At 66.4% G+C, this 21,546-nt stretch carries 22 protein-coding genes; 8 read left to right on the forward strand and 14 right to left on the reverse strand.

Features of this window, described 5'->3' with window-relative positions:
- Window positions 1-256: 256 nt before the first annotated feature.
- A complete protein-coding gene (locus CCS38_RS20380) occupies window positions 257-1,333 on the forward strand; it encodes a pentapeptide repeat-containing protein (RefSeq protein WP_223734741.1) in 1,077 nt (358 codons plus the stop codon).
- Window positions 1,334-1,608: 275 nt separating this feature from the next.
- Here CCS38_RS20380 and CCS38_RS20385 read toward each other — a convergent pair whose 3' ends face one another.
- Entirely contained in the window at window positions 1,609-3,012 is a 1,404-nt protein-coding gene (locus CCS38_RS20385) for a HEPN domain-containing protein (RefSeq protein WP_223734742.1), read from the reverse strand.
- Window positions 3,013-3,618: 606 nt separating this feature from the next.
- On the opposite strand from CCS38_RS20385, the gene CCS38_RS35740 reads away from it, so the two are divergent.
- On the forward strand, window positions 3,619-4,053 hold the full coding sequence (locus CCS38_RS35740) for a hypothetical protein (protein ID WP_372457123.1): 435 nt from the start codon (window positions 3,619-3,621) through the stop codon (window positions 4,051-4,053).
- 516 nt (window positions 4,054-4,569) lie between these two features.
- On the opposite strand, the gene CCS38_RS20395 is transcribed toward CCS38_RS35740, so the two are convergent.
- From CCS38_RS20395 to CCS38_RS20405, 3 genes are all read right to left on the reverse strand, one after another.
- A complete protein-coding gene (locus tag CCS38_RS20395; RefSeq protein WP_223734743.1) occupies window positions 4,570-5,250 on the reverse strand; it encodes a hypothetical protein in 681 nt (226 codons plus the stop codon).
- Between the two features lie 131 nt (window positions 5,251-5,381).
- Window positions 5,382-5,591, reverse strand: a complete 210-nt coding sequence (locus CCS38_RS20400; protein WP_223734744.1) for a hypothetical protein — start codon at window positions 5,589-5,591, stop codon at window positions 5,382-5,384.
- Window positions 5,588-5,899: a DUF6247 family protein gene (locus CCS38_RS20405; RefSeq protein ID WP_223734745.1), complete on the reverse strand. Its 312-nt coding sequence runs from the start codon at window positions 5,897-5,899 to the stop codon at window positions 5,588-5,590. The genes CCS38_RS20400 and CCS38_RS20405 overlap by 4 nt, the downstream gene beginning before the upstream one ends.
- Window positions 5,900-6,050: 151 nt before the next feature.
- Between CCS38_RS20405 and CCS38_RS20410 the strand changes: the two genes are divergently transcribed.
- A complete protein-coding gene (locus CCS38_RS20410; RefSeq protein ID WP_223734746.1) occupies window positions 6,051-6,551 on the forward strand; it encodes a hypothetical protein in 501 nt (166 codons plus the stop codon).
- A 169-nt stretch (window positions 6,552-6,720) separates the two neighbouring features.
- On the opposite strand, the gene CCS38_RS20415 is transcribed toward CCS38_RS20410, so the two are convergent.
- Genes CCS38_RS20415 through tap form a run of 4 tightly spaced genes read right to left on the reverse strand, consistent with a single transcriptional unit; the run spans window position 6,721 to window position 9,844 of the window.
- Entirely contained in the window at window positions 6,721-6,963 is a 243-nt protein-coding gene (locus CCS38_RS20415) for a DUF6087 family protein (RefSeq protein WP_223734747.1), read from the reverse strand.
- A gap of 46 nt (window positions 6,964-7,009) precedes the next feature.
- On the reverse strand, window positions 7,010-7,159 hold the full coding sequence (locus CCS38_RS20420) for a hypothetical protein (protein ID WP_223734748.1): 150 nt from the start codon (window positions 7,157-7,159) through the stop codon (window positions 7,010-7,012).
- Window positions 7,160-7,195: 36 nt separating this feature from the next.
- Window positions 7,196-7,753, reverse strand: a complete 558-nt coding sequence (gene tpg, locus CCS38_RS20425) for a telomere-protecting terminal protein Tpg (protein WP_223734749.1) — start codon at window positions 7,751-7,753, stop codon at window positions 7,196-7,198.
- A 3-nt stretch (window positions 7,754-7,756) separates the two neighbouring features.
- Window positions 7,757-9,844, reverse strand: a complete 2,088-nt coding sequence (gene tap / locus CCS38_RS20430) for a telomere-associated protein Tap (RefSeq protein WP_223734750.1) — start codon at window positions 9,842-9,844, stop codon at window positions 7,757-7,759.
- A gap of 127 nt (window positions 9,845-9,971) precedes the next feature.
- On the opposite strand from tap, the gene CCS38_RS20435 reads away from it, so the two are divergent.
- From CCS38_RS20435 to CCS38_RS20445, 3 genes are read left to right on the forward strand one after another with little or no spacing between them, the layout of a single operon-like run.
- On the forward strand, window positions 9,972-10,352 hold the full coding sequence (locus CCS38_RS20435; RefSeq protein ID WP_223734751.1) for a DUF6233 domain-containing protein: 381 nt from the start codon (window positions 9,972-9,974) through the stop codon (window positions 10,350-10,352).
- Entirely contained in the window at window positions 10,349-10,888 is a 540-nt protein-coding gene (locus CCS38_RS20440) for a DUF6207 family protein (RefSeq protein WP_223734752.1), read from the forward strand. Before CCS38_RS20435 ends, CCS38_RS20440 begins: the two co-directional genes overlap by 4 nt.
- Complete coding sequence (locus CCS38_RS20445; protein WP_223734753.1) at window positions 10,881-11,750, forward strand: methyltransferase domain-containing protein; 870 nt, start codon at window positions 10,881-10,883, stop codon at window positions 11,748-11,750. Before CCS38_RS20440 ends, CCS38_RS20445 begins: the two co-directional genes overlap by 8 nt.
- Before the next feature lie 156 nt (window positions 11,751-11,906).
- Here the strand turns inward: CCS38_RS20445 and CCS38_RS20450 are convergent, their stop codons facing one another.
- Window positions 11,907-12,494, reverse strand: a complete 588-nt coding sequence (locus tag CCS38_RS20450; RefSeq protein WP_223734754.1) for a hypothetical protein — start codon at window positions 12,492-12,494, stop codon at window positions 11,907-11,909.
- 362 nt (window positions 12,495-12,856) lie between these two features.
- Here CCS38_RS20450 and CCS38_RS20455 point away from each other — a divergent pair, with 362 nt between their 5' ends.
- Complete coding sequence (locus CCS38_RS20455) at window positions 12,857-13,417, forward strand: hypothetical protein (RefSeq protein WP_223734760.1); 561 nt, start codon at window positions 12,857-12,859, stop codon at window positions 13,415-13,417.
- Window positions 13,418-13,563: 146 nt separating this feature from the next.
- Here the strand turns inward: CCS38_RS20455 and CCS38_RS20460 are convergent, their stop codons facing one another.
- From CCS38_RS20460 to CCS38_RS20470, 3 genes are all read right to left on the reverse strand, one after another.
- Window positions 13,564-14,238 carry a lysozyme family protein gene (locus CCS38_RS20460; protein ID WP_223734755.1) on the reverse strand — a complete coding sequence of 225 codons (675 nt, stop codon included), beginning with the start codon at window positions 14,236-14,238 and terminating at the stop codon, window positions 13,564-13,566.
- A gap of 1,063 nt (window positions 14,239-15,301) precedes the next feature.
- Complete coding sequence (locus CCS38_RS20465) at window positions 15,302-16,348, reverse strand: hypothetical protein (RefSeq protein WP_223734756.1); 1,047 nt, start codon at window positions 16,346-16,348, stop codon at window positions 15,302-15,304.
- Window positions 16,349-16,405: 57 nt separating this feature from the next.
- Window positions 16,406-17,872 carry a hypothetical protein gene (locus CCS38_RS20470; protein WP_223734757.1) on the reverse strand — a complete coding sequence of 489 codons (1,467 nt, stop codon included), beginning with the start codon at window positions 17,870-17,872 and terminating at the stop codon, window positions 16,406-16,408.
- Between the two features lie 262 nt (window positions 17,873-18,134).
- Here CCS38_RS20470 and CCS38_RS20475 point away from each other — a divergent pair, with 262 nt between their 5' ends.
- Window positions 18,135-19,196: a LysR family transcriptional regulator gene (locus CCS38_RS20475; protein ID WP_223734758.1), complete on the forward strand. Its 1,062-nt coding sequence runs from the start codon at window positions 18,135-18,137 to the stop codon at window positions 19,194-19,196.
- Window positions 19,197-19,689: 493 nt separating this feature from the next.
- On the opposite strand, the gene CCS38_RS20480 is transcribed toward CCS38_RS20475, so the two are convergent.
- Complete coding sequence (locus CCS38_RS20480) at window positions 19,690-20,094, reverse strand: DUF6009 family protein (protein WP_223734759.1); 405 nt, start codon at window positions 20,092-20,094, stop codon at window positions 19,690-19,692.
- Complete coding sequence (locus tag CCS38_RS20485) at window positions 20,091-21,542, reverse strand: DNA primase family protein (RefSeq protein ID WP_372457124.1); 1,452 nt, start codon at window positions 21,540-21,542, stop codon at window positions 20,091-20,093. The genes CCS38_RS20480 and CCS38_RS20485 overlap by 4 nt, the downstream gene beginning before the upstream one ends.
- Window positions 21,543-21,546: the final 4 nt, after the last annotated feature.

Below are 21,546 nucleotides of genomic sequence, written 5' to 3' on the forward strand. Positions count from 1 at the left end.
CCCGCCCCACCGACCGGCTGACGCCCACCCACTGCCACAACACCCCCCACTCACAGGACCGGCCGCGTGGCGGTATGTGGCTTGAGGGTGCTTCGCGCCGTGACCGTCCTTTAGCGTGGAGCCAGGTGTAGTGAGGCTCTGCAACCGTGGGGCGGTCTGAGTGATCCTGAGGGGTGTGAATCATCATTTACCTCGACGTCCGACCGGTCGGCGCCTGCGGTTGTGGCATATCTGGATCGTTTTGCCCGCGGCCTTCGTGGCCGCGCTCGCCGTGGCCGCCGGCGCGTTCCTCGTCGGCTGGGACCTGCTGGGGGCGCAGGGCCTGCGGCCTGAGCGCCAGCTCACCTCCAGGACACTGTTCGACCTGGTGAAACTGTCCTTCGGGGTGGTCGCTGGCGCCGGTGCCCTGGTCGCTTTGGTCGTGGCCTATCGGCGGCAGCGGGTGGATGAGGATGGTGCCCTGCGGGATGCCACCCGGCTGCACACCGAACGCTTCACCACCGCCGTCTCCCAACTCGGCAAGGACTCTGCCGCGGTCCGGCTGGGCGGCGTACACGCCCTGGCCGGCCTCGCCGACGACGCCCCCACCACCGCCCTGCGCCAGACCTGCATCGACGTCCTGTGCGCCTACCTCCGCCTCCCCTACACCGCCCGGGCCGACCTCCCGGCCGGCGACGCAGCCGCCTTGCACGCCTACCTGGCCCTGCGGGAAGTCCGACACACCGTCATCCGCCTCATCCGCGATCACCTCCGTCTCCCCGCCGACCACCCGCACTCCTGGCAGGGCCACGACCTGGACTTCACCGGCGTGGTCTTCGACGGCGGAGACTTCTCGAAGGCGACATTCTCCGGCGCCCGGGTCAACTTTCGCGACACGACGTTCACCGACAGTCGGGTCGACTTCCACGGCGCGACGTTCACCGACAGCACGGTGTCCTTCAGCAACGCGACGTTCTCCGGAGGCCAGGTCAACTTCGTTGACGCGAAGTTCTCCGGAGGCCGGGTCTTCTTCACCCGCGCGCAGTTCTCCGGCAGTGCGGTCTCCTTCAGCCTTGCGAAGTTCTCCGGCGGCGAGGTCTACTTCAGCCTCGCGAAGTTCTCCGGTGGCCAGGTCTCCTTCGAAGACGCGACGTTCTCCGGCGCCGTGGTGACCTTCGACCGCGCAGAGTTCTTTGACCACAGGGTCACTTTCGACCAGGCGGAGTTCTCCGGCGGCGCCCTGCTTTTTTTCCACGCGCGCGGTACCGCGCCTTCGGGCCTGGAGCCACGCCCCGGCCAAATCCTGTCAGCGCGGCTGGATCTGCCTGCGGCGTGGCACTCGAACGCGCCCTGACGCGCAAGCGTCCGCGGCCAGTGCCAGCCGGACGTTTACGGCGGCACGCTCGCTCAGCATCGCCACCAATACGGCCGTGTCCGTCTGCCCGTTGTTCGCCATGCCCTGCTTGCCTCTCTCCGCAGCGTGTGGAGCGAACCAGGCACATCGTCACGGCCTGTGCTCCCGAGCAGGCTACGCCAGGGCGGGTAAGCGGAAGCGTGGGCGCCGACCACCATGAGGCCCCAGCGGCCGCCGGGGCTTCTCCCTTTGCTGCGGGCGGCTTCCCACATGTGTCAGGTGGCGGTGATGTCGGCGGGCCGGTTGCGTGGCGGGGTGGTGGTGAAGAAGACGCGCAGGGACTGGCCAATGCGGTTTTCGCGGCCTGTGCCCTGGATGGCGGCATCGAGCAGGTGCGCGAGATCCTCGGTGTCGGAAGGGGTCAAGACGAGCCAGCGCAGGATGACCTGCAGTGTGAGGAGCCGGAGAGTTCGCAGCTCTTTCAGCTTCTCCTTCTCTGTCTGATCCTTGATCACGTCGCCGTGCACGTAGTTGGAACGGGCCTTGTAGGCACGTTGGACGATGGCCATGACCTTTTTTTGGTGGTCAGGGCCGAGAAACAGTGCAGACGCGCGGGAACGAATGTTTCCGGCGATGCCCTCGCGTTTGTCGTCGGGGCTGATCAGCAGGGCTTCCAGGGCGATGACGTAGTCGAGGTGCAACTCGTCGGCCTCCACCTCCCAGACGCCGTCGTCGTTATAGGTGCGCTGGTAAGCGGCCAGGAGGTGCCGGGCTGCGCGTTCGAGTCGCCGGGCGCGCCGGTTGAGGATGCGCCGCTCGTGGGTCGCGCCTGCCATGACCTCGTCGATCTTCGCCGAGATCGCGGTGCAGAAGTCAGCCAGGGCTGGAAGATATGCGGCCGGGACATGGAAGTCTCCGGTGTCGCGGACCTCAACCTCCTCCTCTCTCCCGTACCGGCCTTCATAGATCTGGATGGTCGTCGGCACGTCTCTGGGGTTCAGATCGAAGCGGCGTCCGCGCGCGACGGTGAAGACCGAGTTCACCCGGAGAAGTGCGCTGTCCCACAGCATCAGGGGAAGGAGTGCCTGCCAGTGCTGGGCTTCCGCACGCGGGCCGGTGAAGTCGAACCAGGTCGGACGACGTGTGACCGGACGGCCGGGATCAGGAACATGGAGAAACGGTGCGCCGGTGATCAGGTCGAGATCACGGCTCCGGCTCTGCAGGACGTTCAGCGCCGGCATCGGGACCGTCTGACGGAGCTCGTTCGCAGTGAAGGTCTGCAAGGTGTGCCGTCCCAGCGGAATCCGTGTTCCCTGTGGGAAGGTGCCGTTGAGGAGCAGCCATCGTTCGGGGACCGGTGCCGGGCCAGTGCAGAAGGTGACGAAGCTGTCCGCGACCTCGGAGACGGGAACTGGCACGCCCTGGGCAATCAGACGTGCCGCCTCACCCAGTCCCGACCCCTCCAATAGCGTTCGGGAGTTCGGGACCCAGTCTCCGTCGACCTTGGCGTAGAGGTCGGGGTGCTCTTCTCTAGGCGCTGCGGCGGCCACCGCTCTCTCCACGTTCTCCCAGTGGGGCTGGAGCATCAGTGTCACGATGGACTGGGGGGTCGGGGACAGACCGCCCGCGTACTCGAGCCACGCCAACGCGGCCTCACGCAGGGAGAGATTCTTGCTCATACGGCCTGAACGTAGCGGCCTCAGTCGCATGTGGGCAGCAGTTTTCCAGCGGCGGAACCAGTAGCGACCGACCATCGTTCGAGGTGACTCGTACCTCGCAGCGTTGTTGAACAGCGGATATCTCGCGTCAGGCCCCAAGGGGGTCTTCTCCTCCAGGGGGCTGTGGCCTATCCGGACCCGGCTCAGCAAACGCCGGTGACCCGCCTGAGGGCTTCGTAGTCGGTCAGCGCCTGCGTCTGGCGGGCGGTGTCGCCGCCCTGTATGACGTGGACGCGGCCCCGATGCGGGCGCCCGCGGTCATTGGGGGCAGGGCCGGCCGCCGGGGCGAACCTTCGCCAGGTGCCGGTGGGAACCCGTCCCAGGACGACGGGGAGAACTGCTCGCGGCCTTCCGGTCCGAGGAAGCTGAGGGTGGGGTCGCCGTTGAAGAACACGTTCATGCGGGCCGTGTCGCCGACGAACAGGACGTCGGTCAGCATGGTGAAGGCCGGGGATACCCTCGGGTCGCCGGCTGGCGGACCGTTTCCCAGTGGCGGGCTAGCTTGCGCGGGGTGGCGTCGCCGCTCTCGAACACGATGACCAGGCGCAGCAGTCCGACTGCGTCGCCGTGGCGGTCGGCGACCTCGAGGCGGCGCCGAAGTTCGGCGGCGAGGCCGAGCCGGACGACCAGCGGGCCAACCGTCGACGGCAAAGCCGGGCCCGAGGCCGCCCACCCGCCTTCGACAAGGTCCAGTACCGGCGCCGCAGCGCGGTCGAACGATGCGTCAGCCAGTGGAAGCACTTCCGCGCGGTGGCCGCCCGCTTTGACGAGCGTGACTACGTCTTCAACGGCACCTCACCGTTGCCGCGATCGTCATCTGGCTTCGTGGCACCGTACAAGAGCCATCAGAGACGACCTAGCCTCACCCAGTGTTCCAATGGTCGATGGTCGGCAGGACCAACGCCTTTCGACCGGGTCGCTCCGTCGTTCACTGTCCGCACCAGAAACAGACTTCCGAGCCGGGATGGCCGTACTTTTGTGTTCCACAACGCGGGCAAGTAGGGCGGGGCGGCCGAGCCCTCGGCGCATAGGGCCCTGGTCGTCCATCCGGCGTTTGCCACTGCTGCCAGTCGTGTGCGCGCTCCCTCAAGTGTTCGGCGCCAGCCGCAGCTAAGTCCGATACGTACGCCTCGAGTTCGCGACGCCCCCGTTCTGCCGCATCCTTCTGCGAACTCTGTAGACGTAACCGCTCCGCTTCCAATACCCGCCTTTCAGTGCCTATGCGCTTCGCTGTAAGAAGAGCGCCGACATCGGCTGCGCCGAAGAGGACAGCTCCCACGAGGTAGTCAGGAGCCGCGGTCACTGCCAGACCGACGTGCAGCAAGGTGAGGGCAGTGAACCCCATGATCCAGTACCAGATGCTGGACCCATCCCCCTCGCCGGTAAGGCGCGCTCCGATGGGTGCACCACGCTCATGGGGCGACACCCAAGTTCCGTCGGCTCGGTAGTATCCGCGAACATGCGGCATAGGACTCCCAACAAACCCTGACTGTTCCCAGTCGCCCGCCCACAGCTTCATCATGCACCAGTGACGAGGTGGTCCCGCTTTCCGGACCGGTGGCCCGGAAGGTCGCCGAGGTGCTGGAGGAACCGCACCGCAGCCGGCCCCCGCGTGATGCCGCGAGGGCACTTTCGACGGGTGCCTGGCGCCCGCTCACCAGCCTGCTTCGGGGCGCGGTCGTGCGGGGTGAGGCCCCGCGCGGCCGCGCCCAGCTCCTGAGTGCTGGTTCTTCTGCGTTCAGAGCGCGGCGTTACCCCATGGCGGCATAGTCCTGCGGCGCCTTGCTGAGCCTCTCGAACAGCTGCTCCTCGCTCATCTCCCGCCAGACCACTGCGGAGGCGCTGGCGATCTTCTGGAACAGAACGTTCGCAGGGATCGGGGGGGAGACCGGCGAACAGGGGGTGGTGGTCCGCGCCGGCGCCCTCGCTGAACTCGCGGTGCAGCACCCACACGATCTCGGCGAACATGGCGTAGCTGCTCTGATGCTTATTCCACAGGCACCGCAGTGCGTCGCCGCCGAAATCGCTCTTGATGAACCCCCAGTGGTACGACATCTCTGCCGTCTTGTCCGGGAACTGGTCGTCATTCAGGTACCGGACCCAGTCATTCAAGATGTCCCAGCGCAGCGCGTTGGTGATTACTCCGGCCGGTGCCGCGCTCTGCCGTAAGTCGGCTATGAACTCCTCGTTGAACGTCATCCGGTGACCGTAGCGACAACAACACCGCCGTACCACGGGGCCTGAGCGCGGTAAGGGGCCGAGCTTTCTTCGCTGAGGGCCCTCATCCCAGCCAGGTGATGTCCAGGACGGACAGGTGCCGCGCGGGGCGGTTAATCCAGTAGATGACGGACAGCGGTCCGATCGAGGCGCAGCGGACGTCTTCGCCTTCGGGGTCTGCGGTCCCATTGGGGCCAGCCCCAGGGGGTGCGGGTGGCGATGTCGAGGACGTCGCGGGCCATGTCCTGGCCGTGGTCGGGCAGCTCGCGCAGCGCCTGGCCGGCCTTCGCGGACAGCCGGATCGACCAGGCCGCATCGCTCACCGGCGAGGTCCGAGGACGTCTTCGAGGGCGACGAAGTCGGAGTCGTTCTTGCCGGAGTCGAGGAAGGCGTCGACGGCCGGGGTGGTGTCGAGGCGGACCTGCCATTCGCGGACGACGTCGTACAGCGGGGCCAGACTGTAGCTGTGCCGGGAGTCCTCCAGCGCGCCGGCCCAATCCCGCTCGAACGCCCGCCCCCAGCGCTCCGCGCGACGGTCGGCGCGGATCCGCGCGAGCAGCTGCGCGGCGGCCGCCGGCGCAGGCGGCGAAGTCGGCGGCGAGGCGGGCGCGTGCTCAGGCTGTGCGCTCATGACGTCCTCCAGGCGGGTCTCGCTCTCACCGTACGCGGCCGCGGTGGGGCCGAGGAGGGTTCGGGCCGCCTTCCTTGAGGGCCGCACCGCCGAGCTCATTTCTTGCTCAAGCGCGAGGCGGCGACACTAGCTCGCTGGCCAGACTGTGACGATGAACCTCGACTGGGGCACAGTCCCTACCTGGGTGAGTGCCGTCGTCACCACCTTTGCCTTCGCCGTGGCCGCGGCGGTCTTCTTCCGCGACCGCCATGAGAATCACCGCACTGACGCCCGCAGCGTGATCGCGCACCCCGCAGACCTTGAGGATGACGATTTCGGGAATGTCGACGGCCAGATCGTGTGCATTCGAAATCTGGCCACGAGGCCGATTTTCGAGGTGCTTGTCAGGTTCGCACAGGTCGACCAGGAAGGCCTAGGCACCGGACGGCCTGGCAGGCCTCCGCACCAGGTGGCGCGCTACATCGAGCCCGGCCTCAGCACGAAAATGCACTTCGACCGGTCCTTCCTGGGCGATGACTCGGCCGCCCTCGCGGTGTCCTTCAAGGACGTGGAGGGGCGCCGGTGGACTCGCTATATCCACGACTCAAGTCTGGTCCGTCACACGAAGACACGGGACCTGTTCGCCCTGTGGCGGACGAAGCTTTTCGGATAAAAAGCTGTGTCAGAATCTCAATGACATGAACTGGGGCAGCGCCGAAGCCTTCGAAGCATAGGGCGCCGCCTCATGGCGCGGAGCCCGGCCGTGCTACGCGATCCGGGCTCGCTTCCGGCTCGGCCCAAGACTGCCGCTCCCCTCGGATCGAAGGTTCTGACACAGCTTCTTACCAGGGCTCCGGCCCGGGCTTGTCGGGGCGCATCAGGGCCTGGGCGGCGGCGAGGTTGTCGACGATGGCGACCAGCTTCCAGCGCTGTCCGTCCCAGCGGACCACCGCGCGAGGCGCATCGGGATCAAGGTGCGCGGCGCGGGGTGGGCCGGGGGTGAGGGTGAGGGCGCGCATGCGGCCGGGCTGGTAGGTGCGCTGCAGCAGGCGCCGGCCGAACAGATCCCATCCGGACTCACTCATCGTCGCCGCCTTGGTCCTGGTCGTCGCCGGGGTCTTCGATGGGCATTCAGCCGATGTTGGCGGCTTCCTCTTCGGTGAGTGCGCCGTTGCTCTCGGCGTCTTCCCGCAGCATACCGGCAGTGTCCCGCGCACCGCCCGCCGTGCCAACCCTGCCGTTTTCAGACGCCTTTGGGCGCCGTAGATAGCGGTTATCCACGGCGCCCATGATGTACGGAATTCCCGTCCGTGCGGCTCAGAAGGAAACGTCGATGGAGTCGATGTCGGTGAATTCCACTTCCAGGTCATCGGCGCGGCGGCCGCCGTCCTTGAAATAAATTTCCTGGAGTCCCTCGGCGACGATACCGCGCAACTGCTGGTCACCGGCGCCCTGCTGCTGGGCGTCGAAGAGGCGGGCGGCGTAGGCCGGGGGAAGGTGGACGGTCAGGCGGCGGATGCGGCCGTCGTCGGTGGTGCCGATGGGTGCGGTGTAGCCGAAGCGGGCGCGGGTTTCGATGGTGATACCGGCGGTGGTGGCGGCCTGCTTGCGGCGGCGCTGCCTGACGCGTGGCTGCCACACCTTGGGCACCTCGCGGCGCAGCGCGTCCGCGAGGCGCTTTTGCGGGGTCTTGCGCTGTCCGGCGAGGTAGCGCTCGATGGTGCGTTGGGAGACGCCCAGGCGGGCTGCCACGGCCCGGGTGGAGCCCTTCTCCGCGCGGACCAGCAGCCGGATCTGCGCGAGCGGGGTTTTCGGCGGCTCTCGCGTGAATGCTTCGCGGTCGGCGCGGTCCAGGGCGTCCTCGATGTCCCCCACGGCTTACTCCCCTTCCAGGACGGCGTCGTGGCCGTCGCCCTTGATGTGGCGGGCCGGGTTGTACTGCTGCTCCATCAGGTCCACCGCCCACGCCATCGTCTGGACGCCTTCGACCTTCGCCAGGCCCGGAGTGGGGCCCAGACGGAAGGAGCCGGGCACCGGCTTGCCGTCCCGCGTGCGCGGCAGGAAGTCCAGCGGGCTCGGGCCGGGGCTGGGGTAAACAACGCAGTCGGAGAGCACCGCGAGCGGGTACAGGCCGACCGCCTCGGCGGTCTTGCGCATCTTGCGGTGCATGTTCACCCGCGCCTTGGAGATGACCGCGGCGCGGATGTCGGGGCTCCAGGTGGGGCGTTCGAGGGCCGGCCAGCGCTCGCCGTCGCGGTAGTGGCGGCCCTGCGGGCGCTCGCGCAGCTTGCCGATGCCGCCCTTGACGGTGGACTTGATCGCCGTGAGTACCGCGGCCAGGCCGGGGTCGGTCTGCTTGTGGTGTTCCATCGCGGTGAGGAACGCGTGCTCGTCGAGGTTTCCTGTGACGCCGAGGTCGGCGAGGGTGTCGACGTAGGCGGTCTTGAGTCGGTCGTGCCAGGGGTCCAGGTACGGGCCGGTCTCGGTACGGATGTACGCCTCGGTCGGGGTGACGTCGTAGCCGAGCTCCACGGCGTACGCGACGGTCGGGGTGGCGTACCAGGCCGGGCCGTCCGGGCGTCGGCCGGACGGCGTGAACGGGCTCGGCAGGCGCGGGTCGAGCTCGATGTGGGAGAGGTCCACGTACCAGCTGCCGGGGACCTTCTTGTCGAACACCGGCCGGTCGACGTGGACGGGTTCGCCCAGGCCGACCGACAGGCGGGCCGCGGCGGCGAGGAAGGCGGTGTTGATGTCCAGGCCGACCGCGTGCGGCAGCAGGCACTCCTCATCGGAGAGCAGCTGCACGTCGCGCACCCACTGGTACGCCTCTTCGTCCAGGAAGCCGCCGTCCCAGCCCTGGGCGACCGGGTGCTCGGCGGTGGCCTCCGGCGGGGCCGGGTCGACCGGGGCGGTCAGCGCACCGGGGTTCGGGCCCGACACCCAAGCACCGGTCGCGTCGTCGTTCACCGGGCGGGTCGGCGGCCGCAGCGCCGTCATGAGTTCCAGGCCGGAGACGGCGGTGGAGCCGCGCGGGGTGAGCACGCGCTGGGCGTAGGTGCCGAGGACGCGGGCGAGGTCGGCCGGCGAGAGGTCGGCGGCGCCGGGCCAGGCCCGGGTATCCAAGGCATCCCAGGGCAGGACCGCCAGCTGCACGCACCGGCGCTGGCCGGCCTGTGCGGGGCGGTAGATGCGGGGCCACGGGCCGAATCCGCGCTGGGTCAGCTTCCACTTCGCCTTGGCGATCTGCTTGACCACCGGGTGGTCCTCAGGGAGGCGCAGCGACCGGCGGGCTTCGGGGCCTTCCAGGCGTTCGGGCAGGCCGAGGCGTACGGCGGCGGCCGCGGTCAGCGCGATCAGCGGGTCGGCGTCCTTGCCGTGCCGGTGCAGCCGCGGCGCCCCGAGTCCCGACTCGGTGAGGGTCCAGTCGACCAGCTGCGGGATGGTCTTCGCCGGGCAGTCCAGCACGACGCCGCCGGCGCAGTAGGCGTTGCCCTCGCCGTCCAGGACGGCGAGCGGGCCGTGGGGGAAGCGCGGGTCCGCGGCCGCAGTTGGCTTCGGTGTCGCCTTCTTCGTCGCCGGTCGCCGTGATGTCGAGGTCGGCTTCGGCCGCTCGGCGGGTGCCGCCTCAGGTACGGGAGCAGCCGGCGCGGGCGCGAAGGAAGGCGGGGGTGTCGGCTCCTGCGGGGCGGCAGCGGTGAACGTCTCCGGCACCGGCTCGGGCGGGTACTGTGCGGCCCAGCCCTCCAGCAGCCGCCGGTACGCCTGCAGGCGGGGCGGGCGCGGCTCGGACCGGCCGGCCTCCCAGTTCTTCACCGTCTGCGTCGTCGACTTCAGCACCTGGGCGAGCCGGGCCTGGGTGACACCGGCCGCCTCCCGCAGCCGGGCCCGCTCCGCCGGCGGCGGCAACTGCGGCTCCCCCGCCAGCAGCGCATCGACCGCCTCGAACAGCTCTTCCTCGGTGGGCACACCCCAACGCTAGCACAAATTACCCTTGGATTTAGCTCTAGATTTAGCCCTGGATTTGGATTCGAACAGGCGTATCATTCGGGCATGGCCACATGTGACACCCCGATCTCTTGGGGGGGTGCAGGCCGTGAGCGACGGACAGCCGCCGCTGTCACTCGGCGAGCTGCACGACCTGCGGGCGCAGCTGGCCGAGGAGCTGGCGGCCGTCGACGCCGAGATCACCCGGCGACAGCAGGAGCAGCGCCAGGAGCAGGCCGGCGGACCGGCGCTGGCCGACCGCTGGCCGGTGGCCGCACACCCGGGCCGGGTGCGCGGCCGCGGCCCGCTATGGGAGATCCACCGCGTCACCTGCTGGTCGTATCCGCGGGACGCCACGTCGGCGACCACCGACCAGGCCCGCGCGCTGCTCGCCGACCGGCGATACGGCGTGTGCCCCAGCTGCCGACCGGACGAGGACCTCATCGGCCCGCCCCGTCGTCGTACGGCGGCGCTTGCCACGTCCGGGTGACAGCCGCCCGTCTGACGAACTGGGCACCGCACGTCCGCGTCCGAGTGGCCATGAAGGCGATTTCGCACCTGCCCGAGCCCGGCTTCGTCGTCCTGGAGGTGACCGCCACGGACGAACAGACGGCCGCAATCGCGGCCCAGACGCTCAGCGAGCTGTGGTGGTCCAGCGGCCCCTCGGCGCCGTACCGAACACCCGGCGAGGACGGCGTACGGGTACGCGTTACGCCGACGTACGCCGCGACCCGGACAGCCGCGAGCTGTAACAAGACCGCGCCACGGTTCCTCGCCGGGCGTCGGCCGGTGAGGGAAGAAGCCAGCGATGCTTCCGCGTCGGCACCCTTCCTGCCGTTGGCCGCGACCGCCATCCTGGCAGCAGTGCCGGACCGGCTCGGGGAGACGGTGATGGACAGGACCAACGGCGACCGAGACAGCGATCAGCACGAGCCCGGGGACATTCCCGACACCGGACAGCCCGAGGCCGGCAGCGGCCACGGCGACATGGGCGGCGGCCCGCCTGCCAGCGACGACGATGACTGACCCCGTCACCAGCCTCGCCGAGCACTACCGTCGCCAGTGCGGTAGTGAACTCGATCCGCACTTCCACGGCGAGGCATGGCTGCGCGAGGCGTTCCTTGCTGTGCCGCGCGAGCACTTTGTACCGGACCGGGTCTGGTGGCCCCAGCGCGGCGCCGACGGCCAGTACCCGCTGATGGACCGCACCCGTCGCCCCCGCCAGTGGCTCAAGGCCGTCTACCGCCCCGGCGCCCCGCTCATCACCCAGATCGAGGACGGGGCGGTGCTACCGGAGGCCCCCGCCGGCAGCGACGCCTTCACCTCATCCATCTCCTGCGCCCGCGTGGTCGTGACGATGCTGCGCCACCTGGGCCCGCAGCCCGGGGAGACCGTCCTGGAGATCGGGACCGGCACCGGCTACAGCACGGCCCTGCTATGTCACCGCCTCGGCGACGAGGCCGTCACCAGCATCGAAGTCGACGCCGGCCTCGCCGCCACCGCCGCACACAACCTCAAGGGCCTCGGCCTCAGCCCTCGCCTGGTGACCGGGGACGGTACGTACGGCTACGCGGCCAGGGCACCGTATGACCGGCACATCTCCACCGCCTGCGTCCAACGCGTCCCCACTACCTGGCTCCAGCAGATCCGCGCCGTCGGCCGCATCCTCACCCCCCTCACCACACCCCTGGGCACCGACGCACTCCTCACCCTCACCACCGACAACGCCGGCGGCGCCACCGGCCAGCTGCTCACCGCCGTCAACTTCATGCTGCTGCGCAGCCAGCGCCGACGTCAGCCGTGGAAGGAGCTGGGCTGGCCCCGCCTGGCCGACTTCCACGTCCGCATCGATCACGACGGACAGCACATCGGCGTACCACCCCCCTGAAGAGCGGCGCCCGTGTTCCCTCCGCGCGGGGATCGGGCTCGGGGAGGTGACCGTTTCCGCGGGCATAGGGGCGCTGACGAGAGCCCGGCACTGTTATTACCACCGGGGCACAACGGGCCATCAGCTCCGCAGTGATGAAGTGAAAAGGCTCTCCGGCTACGGCGCATTGCCGGCTTCAATCCAATCCGCGGGGTCATACGCGTCCGGCTTGCCGAACGGCCACGGGTAAGACCGCAGACCTCGCAGGTAGCGCTTCCAGCCTCCCATTGGGCAGGGGTCGGTGGGACGCCAGCCGTCAGTCTCATTCCGCCGCAGAGCACCTCGAAGATACTTGAGCTTGCTGTCTGAGCTGGCGGAGATTCGCACCCACACGTCCGACGTAGGCCAGCGGCCGACCGACGTCTGCATGGCTTCGAGCCACTCCTCCCATGTGTCGTCCGAGATCAGGCCGCGATTTCGCATCCGGACCTCGTCATCGCACATCCGGAGATACAGCGTGGCCAGTTGTTCATCCTTCTCATCGAGGGGTGAGGCCTCGACCCGCATCGACGGCATCCAGTCGGCGGACGGGGGCGGCGACTCCCCGAGCAGCGCTTTGTTGCTCGCCCGTTCCTGTAGCTGCCAGTACCGCTCGAGATAAAAGTGCTCCAGGTCCCGAACCCGGAGCCGTCGGCTCGCAACGCCACCTGTGAAGTACGCGGCGGCTGCGACCACTACCGCAATGATCGACAATACGAGTTCCATGGTGCACCTCGGCGACGCCCCCGAGACCCTTCCATGGTCCTCCTGGATAGCCTGCGCTTCTACCCAGGCGGGAGGCCCCAGGTGAGACCTCGACGCGGCGGTGGATGGGCTTGTTCGGCTTGTATCGTCGCTCTCAGCCGGGTCCGGCTTGCCGGACTGCTTTGCCCATGAACATCCTCCTCACGCACGGTGCATCCGGCGCTACCGGAAAACCGCCCGCACCGCCGCGAGAGCCGGCGGGGCACGGGCCCACACAGCGGGGCCCGCCGTGGGATCACGGCTTCGGGAGCTGGCTCCTCCATCACCGTGACAGGGTGCGGTGATCGGAACGGCAGGCGAAGGGAGCTTCCGTGGAAGCACGGATGTGGGAAGCACTGGTCGGCGTGGTGAAGAGCGCATACACCGCAGGGCTGAGTGAGGGCGCGGTGCCGCGCCCACTCATCATACCGCTGTTGCACGGCGAGCTGGTCGGGATGGTCTGGGTCCGCCCGCTCAAGGTGGGCGAGGACGCGCTCACTGGAATCGCGGAGCTCGCGAACATTGCCGCGGCGGCCGGCGCGGACGAGGTGGTCCTCGCGTGGGAGACCCACGACGTTGCCACCGCCTGCCAGCTGCCCGTCGTCGGCCCGGCCCCGTGCCTGAACATGGTGCTCGCCACCTGCGACGGGCACGTGCTGCACCAGTTTCCCTACAGCGAGCAGCCCCTGTCTCATAGCCCCGAAGGCTGGGCGTCAGTCGCCCCCGACTGGATGCCGGCCCGCGCGCCACGGCCGAGTGGCGAGCTGGTCCCGCCCATCCAGGCCGCGGTGAACTTCGCCTGCACCCCGATGGAGCTGGACCATCCCGCCCCGTTCGGCGTCACCGTCGTGCTGATGGAAGAGGACGGTTACAGCGTGCGCCTCACCGAAGCTTTCGCCCGCTGAGCTCACTGTGACACGGAGGCTCGAGGACGACGTGCCCCGCCGGAAGCGGGACGCCGACGAACGGATTTACGTGGTGACCACCAAGGACGACGCATAGCTGCGCATCTACGGATGGGATACACGGGCTCTAGGTTGCGTTGCCACAGTTATGTCGGGTTGGTCCAAATGAGGATATCTGGATCGCGGCCTTCTGCGATGACAAGGCCGGTGTTCCGGAACAGTTGCTGATTCCGGTCGTTGCGCACCTTCAGGGTGCCGGTATCCGGGCTTATTCGGCACTCTTTCGCGGCGTCGGTCCAGTGTCCGTCGGCGACTGCCGCGCGGAATATCTTGAAGATTTCGAAGCGGGCTACCCCCATGGCCCATGCCATGCTGAGGAGCCCGAGTTGAGCATCGGCTGGCATGGAGTCGAAATGCGTGAATTCTGCCCGGGCCTTCAACGCGTGCTCTGTCGAGTCGAGTTTGCGGAACATCACCGTATCGATTGCTGCGTCGGGGAGGCGGAGGGTGGCGTACTGCTCGAAGGAGCCTCCTCCGTCTTTCCTTTGGTCAAACCGTGCCTTGGTTCGATCCCACTCGGCGGCGACTTCCTCCGGTGTTGCGCGTTCGTGCCTCTCGTTCTCCCAAGACCATTCCATGGCCAGCGAAAGCGAGGCCCTGCGTTCCGCGTCGGTTGGCGTACGCCCGCCTTTGCGTGTTTCGTCAATCTTGTTCCCCAGGGCGGTGGTGACCCAGCCCTCTGAGTCCAAGTACATGAAATCCAGCCGCGCCTCGATCGGCCTGTTGAAGGCAACCCAGATATCTCGAACGCTTCGTCGCATGCTTTCCCTCCTGACGGTCAATCCGACCACGCAACTGTGCACAGGCTTCCAGGGAGGTCGCTGTCGCTGCAAAGAGGTGCTCTTCTACCTCTCTGTCGCAGGCTGCTCGCTCCGGCGGCACATTGACAAACCGTGTTCGCTTGCTTGCAGCATGCTCGTGTGAGCCGGGTACCGGCAACAGGTGACGGGCATGATCAAGCGGAATGGCCGACATCTGCGGCGACGGCTGAATGAATCCCGGCTTCCAGTGCTTCTTCTTGCGCAGTGTTGGTGTGATCAAGTGCGTGGTACAGATGAGCGTGCTGGGACTAGCCGGGAGTGCCTGAGCTCAGAGAGCCCAATAAGCGGCCTCGCTCAACCCTGGCGTTTTGAGGCGTAGAGACTGTGCGATGTCCTACGCAAGCGGATCCGTACTTGCGTAGGAGGCTGATTGGTGTCGGTTATTGATACCTTTTACGTTGATTTACCGCCTCCGACCGTCCAACCGTGATGGACGCGGCCGCAGCCGTTCGACGGTGTCTTCCGCCGCCTGCATGTGAACGTACCAGCCAGGCATGCCTGTTCCTTCCTGGTCAGGAACTAAACGCGATTACTGCTCTGCGCAAAGGACCCAATCCAACCACGGCCGCCTCTGTTGCGCTCAGGACATGGGGCGGCCATATCGCGTCTCTTGCCAGTAGTCGCATAACCAACTACCGGACCGGTTGACAAAGATGCGAATGATCTGCATGTTGCCTTCTGCTGGTTCCCTGCATGTCCACGTGCTTGTGACGACGGCAAGATTTCCTCGCAGCCAGCTGCGTTCCGAGGATGCACTCATCTGCAGAATTTGGCTGCTAGCGATGGTCTCGATCATTTCGTCAGCCGACTCCGTAGCAACGGCGCCCTCCCACGATCGTCGAGTGAATCCGGATGTCAGCAGAGTTCGCAAGTTTTTTTCCCATCCTGGCGGCTTGCCCAAGAGAGACGAGATATGGCGATCGAGGTCGATTAGGTTATCCGACTCCGTCATGCCGGTTCCTTCCAACCGAGACGTGACCTCAGCAGACACTTAATGTATCGGCTATGCCGCAGGCGGCGAGTCGTTCGGCGGCAACAGCGGCAAGCGCTCGAGTAGCCAGCCCACTACCTGCAGTCCCACGTGAGTAAGCTCGCCATGGTTGATTTCTCCTGGAATGGCGAACGGGCCGAGATGTGTCGCCACATTCGCCATTGGAATATCCTCTTCCGCCCAGTCAGCAGTTACTCGAAAATTCCGGATAGCCAGTAAAGCTATGGGAATTAGAGAGATGGAACCGCTCACACTCGGCCTGCTCAGTTCTCCGCGAGCAAAGCCGGGTACACACCACGTGACGTCGTTTAGGAACGGCCAAAAGAGCCACCTACGGACGATTCGCACCAGGCAGGCGTCAAAAGTCATGACGCATTCCTTCGTCTTTGGCTCGATGCGTGTGATGTAAACAACTGGCGCCCCTCGGTACGGTGGCGGTATTGCCACTGTCGCACCAATCCGCCGATCTTCCGGAACCCGCCAGAGCATTTGAGGGTTTCGACTCGGGGTAGTTCCCGTAGAGATATGGAACTGGGTGTTTCCCGTGACGTGGAAATTCAGCGTTTTCCATTCTGTCGAGGCGTTTTTGTCGTACCAGTTCGCTGGCTGGGCCTCAGCAGGCCGGAACTCATGTAGTTGACCGGTCACTGACGCGATGGCCATCTTCGTCCAGATCCGAATAGCCTCAGCCTTCATCACGGAGAACGTTGCGATGCGTTCCTGCCGACTCGCGGTACCCAACGATGACGGCAGGTAGGGGCTGGCCGGTGACAGCAGACGATAGAAGTACCCCGTGTCGGTGTCCGACTCCGAGAAAGCGATTTCTTCGTCCGTCTCCAATTCTTTCGGAGTCCGGTTGACCAGATCCGAGAAGAGTTCGGTGGCCAGCTCCGGCGAGTATCCACCCTGCACGGCACCCGGAAGGATGAAGTCCGATTCGGAAAGAGCAGTGCCGAACCGATCCATCCGAAAATTTGTCGCCGAATCGGTCGTGGTGCGCAGCTCTGTGCGCACCCACTCCCTCAGAGGGTCAAGCAGTGAGCGCACGAGAAGAGCCATAGCGCTTCCTTTCAACGATTGTCAGTTTGCCTGTGAGACACCACAGAACGGACGCTCTCACTTCATGAAGTCTGAAGAATTGAGTTTGGGGCTCTCGGGCAGGATCTCGGACATGTAGCCCACTAGCTGAATTCCGTGGCTCTGCAATCCCTCGCCCTCGCTGTCGGCGACGAAATCGCGGCTGGCACTACGGTGCGAGTAGTTGCCGTGCAGGGCGAAAGGTCCCCACCCGACGCACACGTTTGCGTCGGTTGACGACGTCTTCTCTTGCCACTCGGATCGCCAGTTGTCCCATTTGATGGTGAGGTCTTTCACCAGGATCAGCCGGGTCACGATCGATGGCAGGAAGACCTCAGCACCGGTGCTCGGTCGTTCCTGCGCCATGGCACCGTGGGAGATGCTGCCCTTGGCGTAGTCGCCTACCAGGAACCAGTTTTTCAGCTCCAGCAGCGAGGTGTCCACACCCACGTGGTCGATGTCGACGACGCTGTACTTGAAGCTGATGTCGAGGTTGCTGCCCTGTATGTTCAGGGATTCCCTATTCTCCGTGTGCTGGAGACCACCGCCGGCGCGCCAGAATCCGATGTTGAATCCCCCTCCTCCACCGTAGGAGGTGGAGGACGACTTGTAGTGCACCTCGGTGTGCTCGGTGTCCTTCGTGTACACGTTCCAGCCGTCTTCGTTGTCGGGGTCGCACCAGTTACTCGGCGACATGACAACCCATGGGATATTACTTACGCCCGGGAAGTTGAGGAGACTATTCTCGAAGCGCTTCTTGCACCGCGATATCATCGCGATCGCGGGTTCGGTACCCTGGGCCGCCAGGGTAGCGATCCATTTCTCTACCTCGCTCTTGGCTCCGAAGGAGTTCCACTCGTCGAGGGCATCGTCGATCGCGTCCTGCAGTATGCGCCCCTCACCCGCCGGGAATCGGGAAAGCAGCTTGGGGTCGCTGATCGCCCTGCCGTATGCCTGGATGTACGCCTTCTGAGCTTTCGTGTATTTTGCCTCATACTCCTTGTAGCGCAGATACTTGGGCGTGGGGTCGCCTTCAGGGCTCTGCAGGTTGGCCAGCGCCGTGTCGTAGGCCGCCTTCAGCTCCGGGACGATGTCCTTTTTCGGCGGTACACCGTTGGCGCCAGTGATGATCGCCCACCAGGAATCACTCACGCTGCCCGGCAGCGTCGAGTAGTTGTTGGTCATGCGCAGTTTTTTGTCGGTGAGCAGGAATGTGTTGACATAAGCGCGCTGAGATTTCGTGATTGCCCGTAGTTCCGCGTCCGTATCGACCGCTTCGCTGCCGGTCTTCGGTGCCTTGGCCGGGTCAGTGGTCGGGTGGGTCGCGATTTCTTTCTTCAGGTTGATGCCGATGGGGTTGTATGGATCGGCGTAATCTTCCGGAGAAATCGGCAGCCCCACGTCGCGGAAGGATACGAAATATCCTTCAGGCATCGCGTTGGTCTCGGGGTTGATTCCGACGGCGATCCTTTCCAGGTCCCGCAGCATCTTGTGCACGTCAGGCATGTCTGCCTCCTCGCTTCCGCAATCGGCGAACTGATCGGAAGAGGTGATTCCGCATTCGCTTTCTCATCGGCGGGAACCAATCCCGAGGTTCGCTCACGTACGAGAAGTGTCGCGACGTGCGGCATCTCAGCGACACGGGTGTGTCCGTACCGGAAACACCCATTGACGGTCGCTGGTCGGCCAGTTCCGATACTTGCCGAGCGCGAGCCTGGTCAGGACACTGCGCACTACCAGGGATCCTGCGTTGTGGTGGGGGCGCGTCATGGATCTTGACTTGGGCTGTGTGGAGAGCTTCCTCATCTTGATGGAGGAGGCGCACTACGGACGAGCTGCACAGCGTTTGCACCTAACGGTGTCGGCGTTATCCAAGCGCATCGCGCGCCTGGAACACCAAGTCGGTGTTCCCTTACTCACGCGTGATACCAGCGGGGTGGCGGGCCCGACCGAAGCCGGCAGACGTTTCGCGGCTCACGCCGCGCCGCTGCTGGCCGCCGCTCACTCAGCGCGCGCCGCGGCCCGCGCCTCGCCTGCAGCGCTGACCCTGCGGCTTGGAGTGCTGGGCAGGATCGGCGACCAGCCGTCCAGGTATTCACTGATCCGGACGGCAGAGCAGTTGAGACGTCACCACCCTGGAGTGCGGCTGTTGTGTCGCAGCCTTCCGATATCCGCTGTGTATAGCTGCCTGTTAGAGAGGGCGGTCGACGTGGTGTGGGGCGCTGTCGAAGACGCACCTTCTGGTGTTCTCCTCCATCCGCTGGTCTCCGGCGATCGCTTCGGCATCGTTTCGGCATCGCACCCGCTCGCGGAGGCGCCGCAAGTGCATGCTGGAGAGTTCGGGGAACTGCCGCTGCTGTGCAATCCCGCTGTACCCGCGGCATGGATGGCACCCTTCCTCCTCAACGACACACGAGCGCCCGGTGATGCCCGTCTCGTCGAGATCAATGCAGAGGATGCTGCGAGGGTGTACGAGTGTGTCGCCCGTGGAAAGGGCGTGGCGATCGCCACACATCTTCAGCACTCCCCGCCGATCAACAGCGGTCTTCGCACGGTGCGGCTCGTCGGTCTTTCACCCGTATCGTTCTTCAGTGCATGTCGTCGTACAGATCGGCGCGCGCCCGTTCGCACTCTGCTGGGCATCCTCCTCCAAGTCGCTGCCGAGGAAGCAGCAGACCTCACCGAGCCACCCCTGTTGATGGCGGCGCAACCCCAACGCCCCAGCAAACTGCTTGGCCGGCACCCTCAGACACCGACGTCGGCGGCAGTCGCTGCGCACATGCCTGCTTCGCAACGCCGCGACGCTGCAGAAGCAGAAGCGGAGAATTGACGCCCCAACGTTTGCTCCTCGTCTGCCGTGGGGACGGACGGCTAGCCGACTAATCGGGAGCCTCTCGAGCGGACGACGCCGCATGCTGTACCGCGAGCCGGGTGAGCGCGGAGCAGGCAAGGTAGAGCGGCGGAGCTGCGCCTCTCCCCTTTCCGCAGTAGGTGAAGCTGGTGACCGACCATCCCACATTGAGACTCATGTCCTCATCAGGAGTCTTGCTCGACGGGCCCCAGGGATGTCGGTGGCTCCGGGGCGACCGACGTTCCGACGCTACTCGACCCAGATAAAGTCCGACATTGACACCTTTATCCTTTTTCCGATGCTCCGAACACTTGAGCGCCCTGTCTCTGACGGGAACTTTCCATGGCCTCATCCTGAAGGGCTGGCTCCGGAGGTTGGCACCTCCAAAGCACGATCTATAACCACTTCACCTGCCGGGCGAGCGCGATGCGTCCACCAATCAGCGGAAACGAGGCAGGCGCAGACGGCGTTCTCACCGCTTAGGCAGCGTTATGCCCATCTCGCGCATGGCGTCGGAGGGGGGGCCGCCCTCAGAGCGTTCGGTTTTATAGCCCTTGACACCGGGCTGGAGCGTGCGGGGGTCAACGGCCTCGGAGGGGGCCCCGATCTCATACAGCCCATCGGGCTGCTGGTCGCGGTCATGGGGGGCGAGCCAGAAGACGCGGCGGAGGTAGGTCCCGGAGGCGCGGGAGGCTTTGGCTTCGGGGCCGAGGATGGCGTAACCGACGAGGCGGCCGTCGCGGTGGTAGGCGGGTTTGCGGCGGCGGCCGGAGAGGCGGTCCAGGGACTGGCGGACGTAGTCCAGGTCGGCGATGTCTTCCAGCCACACGAGGTCGACTTCGTAAGTGAGGTCCTCGGGGTCGATCAGGGCGCTCACGCGGTCTCCTCGGTGGTGTCGGCGATCAGTCCGATGCCTGGGTAGTACTTCTTGGAGTTGGAGGTGGCCATGTCCTTCGGGGAGCTCATACCCAGTACTTCGCGGACTCTGGCGGCGAACGCGCGGGAGGAGACGGGGGTGGCTCCTTCGCTCTCGCACCAGCGGGTGTAGGCGAGGTAGAGGTGCTTCTGCTCGGCGCGCAGGCCAGTGTCGATCTTGCAGGACTCGTTGAGGAACCGTCCCATGTGGTCCTCAGTTTCCGCGTAGGCGGTGGTGGCCACGCGTACGCGCTCGGGGCCGGTGAGGTCCTTCTCGCCGCCAAGGTAGCGGCGGGCGCCGTCGATGAGCCAGGCCAGGATGCCGGGACCTTCTTCGGTGACGAGGATGTCGGCCAGGTTGTCGACCTTGCGGGCGTCGGGCACGACCCGTTCGAAGGGGATCAGGCGCATGCGGCGCCAGAAGGCGAAGCCGCCGGTGTTGACCTCGGGCCGGTGGTTGCCCAGGACGAAGAGCTTGTGGGTGGGGTTGAAGGAGAAGAAGTCCTGCCGCATGCGGCGGGCCTTGAGCTTGTCGCCGCCGGTGAGCAGTTTGACGCGGGCCTCATCGAAGCGGTCTCCGGCCTTCAGCTCGGAGCAGACGATGACGCGCCGGCCGTGGAGCTCGGCGAGGTCGGTGGGGTGGCCTTCGAAGGGGCGGGCCATCAGGAAGCCGGGCGGGGCGGCGTCGGCGTACTCGCCCAGGAGCTTGACCAGGACATCCAGCAGGACGCTCTTGCCGTTCTTGCCCGAGCCGCACAGGAAGGCCAGGATCTGCGCGCCGACGTCGCCGGTGATGGAGTAGCCCAGCAGAAGGTGCAGGTAGCTGATCATCTCCCGGCCTTCGGCATCGTCACCGAAGGTGTCTTTGAGGAAACGGTCCCAGCGGGGGGTGGGCATCTCCTTCGGGGAGGTGGAGGTGGCGCGGGAGTGGAAGTCGCGGCGCGGATCGGGGGCGCCTGTGCGGCCGGTGCGCAGGTCGACGATGCCGCCGGGGGTGCACAGCACGTGCGGGTCGGCGTCCAGGGCGGCAGCGTCCAGGAGCATGCCGCGGGCGGACTTGGCCTGCATCAGCATGGATTTGATGCCGGTGGTGGACATCGCCCGGTGACGGGCGCGGCGCAGGTCGGCGTCGCTGTGGAGGCCGTCGGGGTCGGTGGTGGCGAGGGATTCTGCCATGTCGCCGGCGGCCCAGACGACGGTGTCGTGGTCGTCGGGGATCCAGCAGTAGCCGTTCCACTTGAGCCAGCCCAGGCCGTTGGCGTGCTGGTAATCGCCGGCGTAGAGGTGGGCGAAGGTCTTGGCCATGCCGCGGTCGGTGAGCGAGTCGGGCAGAACTCCGGCCCCGGTGACCCGGTACGGGAGCTTCTCCCCCGCCGAGGTCGGCGGAGGTGGAGGGCTTTGGGCGGGCAGTGGG

This window comes from Streptomyces purpurogeneiscleroticus, from assembly GCF_020024005.1.
In the GTDB taxonomy this organism is placed as follows: Bacteria; Actinomycetota; Actinomycetes; order Streptomycetales; family Streptomycetaceae; genus Streptomyces; species Streptomyces purpurogeneiscleroticus.

Bases quoted from the DNA above. Each gene is read 5' to 3' on its own strand.
- CCS38_RS20410 (WP_223734746.1), top strand. From the start codon at position 6,051: ATGAACCTCGACTGGGGCACAGTCCCTACCTGGGTGAGTGCCGTCGTC.
- CCS38_RS20405 (WP_223734745.1), bottom strand. From the start codon at position 5,899: ATGAGCGCACAGCCTGAGCACGCGCCCGCCTCGCCGCCGACTTCGCCG.
- CCS38_RS20475 (WP_223734758.1), top strand. From the start codon at position 18,135: ATGGATCTTGACTTGGGCTGTGTGGAGAGCTTCCTCATCTTGATGGAG.
- CCS38_RS20450 (WP_223734754.1), bottom strand. From the start codon at position 12,494: ATGGAACTCGTATTGTCGATCATTGCGGTAGTGGTCGCAGCCGCCGCG.
- CCS38_RS20445 (WP_223734753.1), top strand. From the start codon at position 10,881: ATGACTGACCCCGTCACCAGCCTCGCCGAGCACTACCGTCGCCAGTGC.
- CCS38_RS20455 (WP_223734760.1), top strand. From the start codon at position 12,857: ATGTGGGAAGCACTGGTCGGCGTGGTGAAGAGCGCATACACCGCAGGG.
- CCS38_RS20460 (WP_223734755.1), bottom strand. From the start codon at position 14,238: ATGCGACGAAGCGTTCGAGATATCTGGGTTGCCTTCAACAGGCCGATC.
- CCS38_RS20465 (WP_223734756.1), bottom strand. From the start codon at position 16,348: ATGGCTCTTCTCGTGCGCTCACTGCTTGACCCTCTGAGGGAGTGGGTG.
- CCS38_RS20395 (WP_223734743.1), bottom strand. From the start codon at position 5,250: ATGACGTTCAACGAGGAGTTCATAGCCGACTTACGGCAGAGCGCGGCA.
- CCS38_RS20470 (WP_223734757.1), bottom strand. From the start codon at position 17,872: ATGCCTGACGTGCACAAGATGCTGCGGGACCTGGAAAGGATCGCCGTC.
- CCS38_RS20385 (WP_223734742.1), bottom strand. From the start codon at position 3,012: ATGAGCAAGAATCTCTCCCTGCGTGAGGCCGCGTTGGCGTGGCTCGAG.
- CCS38_RS20415 (WP_223734747.1), bottom strand. From the start codon at position 6,963: ATGAGTGAGTCCGGATGGGATCTGTTCGGCCGGCGCCTGCTGCAGCGC.